Origin of the sequence: Paenibacillus sp. 3LSP, from assembly GCF_032465655.1 — a bacterium.
GTDB classification, from domain to species: Bacteria; Bacillota; Bacilli; order Paenibacillales; family Paenibacillaceae; genus Fontibacillus; species Fontibacillus barengoltzii.
In genome coordinates this window covers 1-7,352 of the sequence record NZ_JAWDJI010000079.1, presented here as the reverse complement: position 1 = coordinate 7,352, position 7,352 = coordinate 1, and the positions used below count along the sequence as shown (strand labels likewise).

9 protein-coding genes and 1 pseudogene are annotated in these 7,352 nt (G+C 52.5%); 4 read left to right on the top strand and 6 right to left on the bottom strand.

Going from position 1 to position 7,352, the window contains the following annotated elements; all coding sequences use genetic code 11:
• The coding region (locus RW092_RS06125) for a hypothetical protein (RefSeq protein ID WP_316009781.1) at positions 1-431 on the top strand (431 nt) is incomplete at its 5' end.
• An 83-nt stretch (positions 432-514) separates the two neighbouring features.
• Here the strand turns inward: RW092_RS06125 and RW092_RS06120 are convergent.
• Positions 515-1,471, bottom strand: coding sequence for a DMT family transporter (locus RW092_RS06120; RefSeq protein ID WP_016312663.1), 957 nt, complete (start codon positions 1,469-1,471; stop codon positions 515-517).
• A gap of 133 nt (positions 1,472-1,604) precedes the next feature.
• Here RW092_RS06120 and RW092_RS06115 point away from each other — a divergent pair, with 133 nt between their 5' ends.
• Positions 1,605-3,101 (top strand): aminotransferase-like domain-containing protein, encoded by a 1,497-nt coding sequence (locus RW092_RS06115; protein WP_316009780.1) that lies wholly within the window; start codon positions 1,605-1,607, stop codon positions 3,099-3,101.
• 186 nt (positions 3,102-3,287) lie between these two features.
• Here the strand turns inward: RW092_RS06115 and RW092_RS06110 are convergent, their stop codons facing one another.
• Positions 3,288-3,515, bottom strand: coding sequence for a YqzE family protein (locus RW092_RS06110; protein ID WP_016312665.1), 228 nt, complete (start codon positions 3,513-3,515; stop codon positions 3,288-3,290).
• A gap of 179 nt (positions 3,516-3,694) precedes the next feature.
• On the opposite strand from RW092_RS06110, the gene RW092_RS06105 reads away from it, so the two are divergent.
• Positions 3,695-4,387: an N-acetylmuramoyl-L-alanine amidase family protein gene (locus RW092_RS06105; protein ID WP_410055514.1), complete on the top strand. Its 693-nt coding sequence runs from the start codon at positions 3,695-3,697 to the stop codon at positions 4,385-4,387.
• Here RW092_RS06105 and RW092_RS06100 read toward each other — a convergent pair.
• Both RW092_RS06100 and RW092_RS06095 read right to left on the bottom strand, forming a co-directional pair.
• Complete coding sequence (locus RW092_RS06100) at positions 4,374-5,297, bottom strand: divergent polysaccharide deacetylase family protein (RefSeq protein ID WP_016312667.1); 924 nt, start codon at positions 5,295-5,297, stop codon at positions 4,374-4,376. The two genes, RW092_RS06105 and RW092_RS06100, sit on opposite strands and share 14 nt — an antisense overlap.
• A gap of 33 nt (positions 5,298-5,330) precedes the next feature.
• Positions 5,331-5,852, bottom strand: coding sequence for a putative ABC transporter permease (locus RW092_RS06095; RefSeq protein ID WP_316009779.1), 522 nt, complete (start codon positions 5,850-5,852; stop codon positions 5,331-5,333).
• Between the two features lie 135 nt (positions 5,853-5,987).
• On the opposite strand from RW092_RS06095, the gene RW092_RS23780 reads away from it, so the two are divergent.
• Positions 5,988-6,245 (top strand): hypothetical protein, encoded by a 258-nt coding sequence (locus RW092_RS23780; RefSeq protein ID WP_028537995.1) that lies wholly within the window; start codon positions 5,988-5,990, stop codon positions 6,243-6,245.
• 415 nt (positions 6,246-6,660) lie between these two features.
• Here the strand turns inward: RW092_RS23780 and RW092_RS06085 are convergent, their stop codons facing one another.
• Positions 6,661-6,825, bottom strand: a complete 165-nt coding sequence (locus RW092_RS06085; protein ID WP_016312671.1) for a hypothetical protein — start codon at positions 6,823-6,825, stop codon at positions 6,661-6,663.
• A gap of 441 nt (positions 6,826-7,266) precedes the next feature.
• Positions 7,267-7,352: pseudogene (locus tag RW092_RS23775) on the bottom strand (LysR family transcriptional regulator); the annotation flags it as partial.

Below are 7,352 nucleotides of genomic sequence, written 5' to 3'. Positions count from 1 at the left end.
CCGAGACGACGGGCAGCTGGGACAAGCAGGCGGGCGGCTACGCGCCGCCGCGGCTGGCCGCCGGCAGCCGCGATGCCTTATCGCCCGCCGCTATGGTGTATACGTCATCCCGCTTCGATCCTTACGATAACCTGCTATGGATGACGGCCAAGCCTTTGACGTTGAAGCCGAACAACTTCATCGGTCAATTAACAACAAGCCAGAAGCTCGTCTATGCGGCTTCCGGAGCCGAACGCACTTATTCCTTCCCTCTGCCGGTCTACGGCTATCAAATCTGGAAGAACGACAGCTTGTCCGAGACACTAACCGCCCCTTCGGCAGAAGCTGGGACCGAAACCGAAGCCGTTTACGTCGTTACGGGCACCGACACGACCCTCCGGGTGATCGCGCTGGATGCCTTGATGGCGAGCGGGAAATTCGTCACTTTTTAAAATGCGAGACCTGACACGAGCACTGCTGTTTGCTGGCAGTGCTCTTTTTTGCAGTTTTTTCCAGACATCTTCTCAGGCCTCCCCTACGACCCCGTCGTCGAACCCGTACCTCCCTCTGCGGCAGCCTGTGCCGTCAATCGTGCCGGCCTGCGAAGCAGCTGGCGCAAGCTGTCCAAATTGGTCAGCACCGTGCCGGCAATAATCGCAACCCCGCCTAACACCGCGAGCCATCCGGCCGTTTCGCCGTAAAACAACACGCCAATTGTCATCGCAATCAGCGGCGATACGTACAGCCAAGTCGAGGGAAACACCGGGTTAGTCTTGGCCACCAGCCAGTAAAACAAGCTGTGTCCCACCATCGACCCCACCACGGTTAAATAGATGAGTGAGCCCAGCACCGTCGGCTCCAGCAAATCTCCCATTGTCACTCGTTCGGTAAAAGCCGACAGGAGGAACAGCAGCAAGCCGCCGTAGATCATTTGTGCCGCATTCAGCGCAATCGGCGAGACGGCAGCAAAATTCTCCGTGACTCGTTTGGTATATAACGCGCCGACCGAATACACCACTTCCCCGATCAACACCGCCGCGCAGCCGATCGCCCAGCGGGACCCGGCCTGAACTGACACCATGTTGGGCAGCACCAGCAGCATGACGCCGGACAAGCCGATGAGAATGCCCAGGACAGCGCGTCCGGTCGCTTTTTGCCGCAGCACCATCATCTGCATCAACAGGATCATGAGCGGTCCGGTTGCCGATAATACCGCAGCGACGCCGGAGGTGACGTATTGCTCCGCCCAGTACAACAAGGCGAACGTCCCGAAGGTCAACAAAGCGCCTGTCACCAGCATCTCCTTGCGCAGCAGCAGAGACCACTTCGCTTTTTTCCTCCAAACCATCCACAGAAACAGAATTGCCCCGGCGGCGAAGAAGCGGGCCCCTGCCGCAAAGAATGGAGGCGCAGCATGATCCACGCCAATTTTGATCGCTAAAAACGTCGTGCCAAACACGAGACACATCATGAAATAGTTGATCACAATCATCGAAAATCTTCCCCTTTCAGCTGTTGATCTGTATCATACAGGAAAGAGAACAGAACAGATGACACGGGATAGAACAGATTCTCGGTTTTTCGGTTTAAAATAGAACTCACGGCACAACGCAAGGAGGATGACGATGAACGTAAGACCAAAGCTGGCACAACCCCGGAGAGTTCGGTATACGCAAGTGGTGGAGTATATATTAGACCGGATTGATCGGGGGGATTGGAAAGCGCATGATAAGCTGCCCTCCGTACGTGAGTTAGCAGGCGAGCTGCAGCTTCATCGATTAACCGTCTTCCGGGCGTACGGGGTGCTGAAAGAGCGCGGAACCATTTACGTCAAGGAAAAATCCGGTTATTTCGTGTCCGGAAGCCGACCGTCCACAAAACCTGCTGTACCCGAAGATGGGAGTCCCTCTCGTTCCAACCAGGGCACCGGCAGAGCAGGCGGAACCACGTCTCCTCCTGTCGCTTGGCACAGGACCGGGTATCTGCAAAATTCGTTAAGCGAGATTCACCAGATCCCCGCCGTCTACTCGTTCTCCCAGGCGCTCATCGACCCGAATCTGCTGCCGAACCTGTTCCTGTCGGACCACGTGAAGCAGGTGTTCGACCGTTATCCTAAGCTGCTGGGCACGTATTCGTCCGTCCAGGGGGACGAGGAGCTGCGGGAACTGCTCTGTGCAGATATGCAGCGGAAAGATAAGCTTCAGGTCTCCCCCGACGAGCTGCTGATTACGACTGGCGGACAACAAGCGATCGACCTGTTGGCGGGCGTTTATCTTCGTCCGATGGATTATGTCTTGGTCGAACGCCCAACCTACAGTTCGGCGCTTGATTGCTTCCGTCAGCGAGGCGCGCGTCTCCTGCCAGTGGAGATTCATCGGGACGGATACGATCTCGACCTTGTTGAGGCTTATCTGAAACGCCATAAGCCCCGGATGTTTTATATGAATCCCACGTTTCATAATCCGACGGGATATACCGTGCCGGCCAGCCAACGCAAGCGGCTGGTCGAGCTGGCTGAGCGCTACGGCTGCCTGCTCGTCGAGGACGACGCGGTTCATGACGTCTACTTCGATATGCCGCCTCCCCCGCCGCTTTATTCCTACGATACCGAAGGCTGGGTCGTATACCTGCGCAGCTTCAGCAAATATTTGGCGCCGGGGCTGCGCATTTGTGCCGTTGCCGCTCGCACGGCGGTCATGGCCCCGCTGCTGACGGCCAAATCGCTGGCCGACAACGGCACGCCGCTGGTCAACCAGAAGCTGTTCCAGCACTGCTTCGAGTCCGAGCGGCTCCAACAGCACCTGGAGAAGCTGCGGACGGCGCTGCAGATTCGCCGGGACGTCATGGAGCAAGCACTCGCCCCGGGCACCGGATGGCAGTGGTACCGTCCGCAAGGCGGATTGAACTTGTGGGTCCGCCTCCCTGCAGGCATAAACTCCAATCAACTGCTCACCGAGGGCATCCGTCGCGGGTTGACGTTTGTCCCCGGAACGATCTGCGATCCCTTGGGAGAATTAGACGAACGGATCCGGCTTAGCTTTTCGTTTCAAAATGAGGCTCAGATTCGCGAAGGCATTCACCTGTTGATCCAGTTAACAGATGAGTTCGTACAACGAGGATAAATTGAAGCATAGGGTACGTTGACGCAGGGTAGTGAGTTGCAAAGCAGGTCACGATGAAGATGGCGTTGACGAAGGATATAGCAAGACCAAGGATGCCTCTGCACTATGCTAACTTAAACAGCCGCCCTCTCCCTTTCGGGACAGAAGGCGGCTGTCATTCATAACCGGGTTCAAGCTTTGGCTTGCTCAAACTTCCCGTGAGTGGGAGGCCTGTTCTTTTCTCTGGACTTCTTTCTTCTTTGGCTTGGGAAGCTGCCCCGCCCACAAGGAGATGGAGAACGGGATCATGCCGAACCAGCGCCGACTCCACGGTTCCTTCGCTTTCGACCGCTCACGGCGGATTTCCCGCGGAGTTTCCACGTAATCTACCACTCGTTCGGTGATATATTTGACCAGCTCGTCACCTTTAGCCATGGAGATAAGCTCCTTTCTCGCTTTGTCGTTCTTCGTTAGCTTTAGTTTGTGCCGTTTCCCCCTGCCTTAAACCCACAAATCCTCCAGGCATCTGACGAAGCCGCGGAATGCATGATTTCTCCGCCGCAGGTTCACTCTATAGAGGAAGTATCTCCTGAAAGGTGAGACAAATGGGAAAGATGATACGATGCCTGATAACACTCCTGTTCACGGTCTCCGTTGCCTCGGGAAGCTGCGGTATTGCGACTGCGGCGGATGAAGGCAATGACCTCAGGCATGCCTTCCCCGAGCCGGTGATCCTTATCGATGCCGGCCATGGCGGAATTGACGGCGGCACGTCCTATAAGCAATTTCTAGAAAAGGACATCAATCTCGAAATCGGGCGTCGGCTTTACGTCGTCCTCCGAAGCCACGGCTACCGCGCGATTCTTAACCGAACTGGTGATTACGCATTAAGCGACGACAACCGTTGGCTTCAGAGCCGCTCACGGCACCTGCGGGATTTGGCACAGCGCAAGGAACTTAGCGAACAGTTGCCAGCTTCGATCGTCGTCAGCCTGCATGTCAACTGGGGGCGGAACTCGGCGAAACGCGGACCGCTTGTACTCCACCAGAACGAAGGACGCAGCGCGATGCTGGCTGCTTCGATTCAACGGTCGCTGGAGCGGTTCTACCAACTGGACATTTCCCGAAGTCCGGAGCTTGGCAAACCGTTTTACTTACTTAACCATGTTGATTGTCCGGCCGTCATTGTAGAGATGGGCTTTCTCAGCAACGAGGAAGACCGCGCTATTCTCACGAACAGACGCGGTCAACAGAAGATTGCCGAAGCGTTGTATCGCGGCATCGCCGAATACTTTACGGTAATGTAACCCCCGGTCCCAGCTGTAGGCTGGGACTAAATTGTTCCCATACCAGCTCACTCGTTCCGATGAACTCAATGCCTTCGGATTGTAAGATCGGGATATTTTTTTTCAAAGCAGCCGCTGTTTTCTTCCCTTGTATACCAACATGCCCAATCGTGACGCAGCTATTGCGCTCCCCCTTCTTCAGCATGTTCAGAACTTGCCGCAGTTGCTTCGTCACGTGGGCTTCACTGCCAACATCGTCCAGAAAAATATTGTTTTCCAACCGAGGCAGCCCCATCGCCTCGCTTAAACGGGGAACAACGGACCGATAGTTCGTTCGGCTGTCAATGAAAAATAACCCCCGCTCACGGCACACCTGTAATACCACCGACATCACCCGCTCATCCTCGGTGACCTTCGAGCCCATATGATTGTTCATTCCAACGGCGTAGGGAACTTGGTCAATCGCAGCTTCTACCCTCTGCCGGATCTCCTCGTCCGACATGCTGGTGAGGATCGCCCCAGGTCCTAGCCATTCCGGCTTGCCTTGCTTGGGCTCCATCGGCATATGAATGATCACATCGTGCCCGCGTTCATGCGCGCGCCGCGCATCCTCCTGCGTCGTTTCCAAGAATGGCATAACCGCCACGGTTAATTTGATCGGCAGGTTAAGGATTTCCTCAGTACCTTCCATCCCGTTGCCTAAATCATCAATAATGACCGCCACCTTGCGGGAAGCAGAACGCGGTTTAAGGGAGGCTTTAGAATCATGCGCTGCTGACTTCAATTCACCTGTTTCCGTACTGGAGTTCTCCACGAACTGATTTGCTGATGGCGCGGCTTGACCGCTAATCGAGGTCGTTAGCAACAGTGCAGTAAGACCGCCGACCGCCAGGATCAGGATTCGTCGAACCATTTGATTGAACTCGGACATGAGGTTTCCTCCTTTCTTCTTGTCAACGATGGGCTAGATCAAGCTCCCGCGATATTCTCTTCGCCGCGTAAGACAGGTCCATGCCAGATCAATGGCAAATAATAAGAGCAGCACCGGACCCACCACCAGCCAGACAGCAGAAACGCTTCGATAAGCCTGCTCCGCCAGAGGGTGCACCACTTTCAGCATCAATATCGACAGAACGACCCAATACACCGAGAACTTGAGGCAGATATGCCCTCCAAGCTGGAAGCGCTGCCCCGAATAATCCCACCATCTGCGACCAAACAACATCAGCAGCAAGCAGCCGCTAACTCCTTCCACTACGGTGGGGATGATACAGCACAGCAATCCGGTAAGCAGCGGCCGGTGTCCTCCTTCCTGGACAAGCCACAGCAAGAGAATCGGGGCCACGCCGTACATTGGCTTAAACGGTCCTTTCATAAAGCCTTCCTTCCAGAACTCGCCTTGCGTAAAGAAGTTGTACACATTTTCGAGCAGCCAGCCCAATAACGCGTACAGCAAAAAGTAAAAAGCGATTTCCCCCGTCGTCAATCCACACCAGCCTCCTTTTCTGCTAGTATGACTGTCCCTGTCGGGAAACATGCGCTGCATCGCCTTAACCCTGCTTGATATAAAAAAGCCCCTGGGGAGAAGCTCTAAAACAGGCTTCTCCCCAGGGGCGGTTGGATGGCTACATCCCCAGCACCGGATGCGGCACATACGGTTCTTCAAGACGGGCCGCTCTTGATTTTTGGAGGAATCATGATCTTGCATTCTCATTATAAGCCATTTAGTCCTGTACTTGGATTTTCTTCAACTTCTGGACCCAACAAAACAGAAACGACCTTCGGCAACATTAAAGCCGACGTTTGCGCTGCAATGATCCCTGACTTTAAACGGACCAATTTCTGCGATTGCATTCATCATTCGCCTTGGAACGAGTAAGTCCTGATCCGGGTAACTGATGCAAATGACTGACAAATCCCAAGGAGCTTCAGTGAGATCCTCTCGCTGGAGCTCCTTTTTTTGTCTCATAAATAAGGGAAGGATTACGAATAATTACAGTATAACAACACCGGTTTAATGGAGAGACAGTCATTGAGCAAAGTTTCAATCAGCCCCAAACAACTGTTTTCGTTGATGATTTTGTTCGAGTTTGGGACGACGATTGTAGTCCCCCTGTATTCGTAAAATTGTCGGACCTGTTCTGGCTTGGCCTTTATCGTTGTTTATATTGACGTATTTCTGCTATAATGCTGCCCTCAATTTAAGAGAGGCTGGAGGAATGTTGGTAACCCTGTATATCTTCGATCATATCTTTAGCATAGTTCATAATTACCTGCACGCTTCTCCAGTATAATTACCCTTTTAACCTCTCAACTTCTTGTATTGTGTCGTTTATCTCTTCCATGAGGTAAAATCGTTTTTCCTCTAACTGAAAAACAATATTATCGCCAATCGTAATTTCTTTATCTCGCAACCCCCATACTTCTTCTGCAACATATGGGATGGCTTCTGAGAGCATCCGAATAAACTCATCCGCCTTTTTACGCCGATATTTTTCTTGTTATATAAAAGAAGTGACCTCGGCTTGAATACGATTCTCTTTTCTAAATAAATTGAACATATTTATTCATCCTCTCATTTTTTAATAAAAACAAAAAAAGCCGATTTTTTGCATGAATAATCCATACAAAAATCGGCTTTTAAAAAATATATTGATATCCCGTCAGTGTGATAATGTTAGTACCAGGCGTGCCAACTTCTCTCAGTTCATTAAGTTCGAAATACGAATCCGCCTTCTTTCCTTCTACATCCATATAACGCAGAAGCTTCCTTGCAGACATTAGAACACTTTACAACTTCGACAGCAGTTGCTCCCGGTGCGTGAGACGCTATAGATCCATCAATTTCCTCCCATGTGAAAACTAAAGTCCTTGATTGTATCCCGACAAAAAAAGGGGGGTTAAGTCAGAACTTCTCTCGCCGCTTCTATAAAAGACAACAGGATGGGTGAAAGCCACTTGTCTTTATGCCTGTCTCTCTGTGTAT

What these genes read in the sequence shown, in the direction of transcription:
- RW092_RS06115 (WP_316009780.1), top strand. Translation starts at nt 1,605, where the DNA reads ATGAACGTAAGACCAAAGCTGGCACAACCCCGGAGAGTTCGGTATACG.
- RW092_RS06120 (WP_016312663.1), bottom strand. Translation starts at nt 1,471, where the DNA reads ATGATTGTGATCAACTATTTCATGATGTGTCTCGTGTTTGGCACGACG.
- RW092_RS06100 (WP_016312667.1), bottom strand. Translation starts at nt 5,297, where the DNA reads ATGTCCGAGTTCAATCAAATGGTTCGACGAATCCTGATCCTGGCGGTC.
- RW092_RS23780 (WP_028537995.1), top strand. Translation starts at nt 5,988, where the DNA reads ATGGCTACATCCCCAGCACCGGATGCGGCACATACGGTTCTTCAAGAC.
- RW092_RS06110 (WP_016312665.1), bottom strand. Translation starts at nt 3,515, where the DNA reads ATGGCTAAAGGTGACGAGCTGGTCAAATATATCACCGAACGAGTGGTA.
- RW092_RS06105 (WP_410055514.1), top strand. Translation starts at nt 3,695, where the DNA reads ATGATACGATGCCTGATAACACTCCTGTTCACGGTCTCCGTTGCCTCG.
- RW092_RS06085 (WP_016312671.1), bottom strand. Translation starts at nt 6,825, where the DNA reads ATGCTCTCAGAAGCCATCCCATATGTTGCAGAAGAAGTATGGGGGTTG.